General features: G+C 76.8%; 2 protein-coding genes. One reads left to right on the top strand and one right to left on the bottom strand.

Translation table 11 applies throughout. The features are described from left to right. Nucleotides 1-95: 95 nt before the first annotated feature. Nucleotides 96-815: an SDR family oxidoreductase gene (locus AC1MIR_RS07415; RefSeq protein WP_480027541.1), complete on the bottom strand. Its 720-nt coding sequence runs from the start codon at nt 813-815 to the stop codon at nt 96-98. Between the two features lie 196 nt (nt 816-1011). Here AC1MIR_RS07415 and AC1MIR_RS07410 point away from each other — a divergent pair. Then, nucleotides 1012-1551, top strand: a 540-nt coding sequence (locus AC1MIR_RS07410) for a cation:proton antiporter domain-containing protein (RefSeq protein ID WP_480027540.1), incomplete at its 3' end; no start/stop codon positions are given.

Below are 1551 nucleotides of genomic sequence, written 5' to 3'. Positions count from 1 at the left end.
GGCGCGCGGGGGCCGGGGCCCCCCCCCCCCCCCCCCGCGGGCGGCGCGGGGGCGCCGGCGCCCCCGCCGCGGCGGCGGCGCGTAGCCTTCGCGAATCAGACCGGCGCGAGGCCCACGGTCAGCCCGCCGCAGACATAGACGGTCTGGCCCGTGACGAAGCCGGCGCGTTCGTCGAGGAAGAAGGCCGCAGCATGCGCCACGTCCTCCGGCGTGCCGAGGCGGCGCACCGGCACGCCCTCGATGATCGCCCGCGTGCGCGGGCTGTTGTCGGGGTTGGCGCGGCGGAACAACTCCGTCGCGATCGGCCCGGGCCCGATGGCGTTCACCGTGATGCCGCGCGCCGCCAGCTCCAGCGCCCAGGTGCGGGTCAGGCCGAGCAGCCCGGCCTTGCTGGCGGCGTAGGCGGTGCGCAGTTCCTTGCCGAGCGCGGCGCGGCTGGCGATATTGACGATGCGGCCGAGGCCGGCCTCGGTCATCGCCGGCAGCAGCGCCTGCACGGCAATGATCGCGCTGCGCAGGTTCACGTCCATCACCGCGGCAAGATCCTCGATCGTCGTCTCCTCGACCGGGGCGGGACGGACGATGCCGACATTGTTGACAAGGCGGGTCGGCGCATGGGCCGCCGCTGCCTCGGCCAGTGCGGCCTTCGCCGCGCAGGCGTCCGAGAAGTCGCAGGGAACGAAAACCTCGTTGGGCAGCATCTCCTCTGGCCGGCGCAGGTCGAGGGTGATCGGCCGCCAGCCGGCCTCCGCGGCGCGGCGCGCCCGCGCGCGGCCGATGCCGCCGGCGCCGCCGGTGATGACAATGGCGCTCATCGGCAGGTCTCCTCCAGCCGCCCGGGCGTTCGCGCCGTTGGAGCCGGCGGTTTCAGCACGGGCATTGTATCTCGGGCGCAACGCCTCGGCACGGCATCGAGCCAACGCTTCGCGCGATCCTGGCGCCGCGGGCCGGTCGCGGCAACGGGGCGGCCCGCGATGGCGCGACCGCGCAGAGCCGTCCTATGGTCGAGGCATGCACCACGGCCCCGACCCGATGCTGGCGACCATCGTCGCCTGCATCCTGCTCGCGTTCCTGCTCGGCGCCGCCGCCCGCGCACTGAAACTGCCGACGATCCTCGGCTACATCGCGGCCGGCATCATCATCGGCCCCTACACGCCGGGCTTCGTGGCGGAGCACGGACTCGTCTCCGCCATGGCGGAACTCGGCGTCGCGCTGCTGCTGTTCTCGGTCGGGCTGCATTTCCGGCCCGCCGACCTGCTGGCGGTGCGTCGCGTCGCGGTGCCCGGCGCGCTGGGGCAGATCACGCTGGCGCGCGGGGCCGGGGGGGGGGGGGGGGGGGGGGGGGGGGGGGGGGGGGGGGGGGGGGGGGGCGGCCGGCGGGGGGGGGGGGGGGGGGGGGGGCGCGCCCCCCGCGGCCCCGCGCGGCGGGGGCGCGCCGGCCCGCGGCCGAGGCCGCCGGCGCCGCCGGTGATGACAATGGCGCTCATCGGCAGGTCTCCTCCAGCCGCCCGGGCGTTCGCGCCGTGGGAGCCGGCGGTTTCAGCACGGGCA

It is taken from the genome of Falsiroseomonas sp. RANM36 (assembly GCF_056682175.1).
This window is presented reverse-complemented; position numbering and strand designations above follow the sequence as displayed.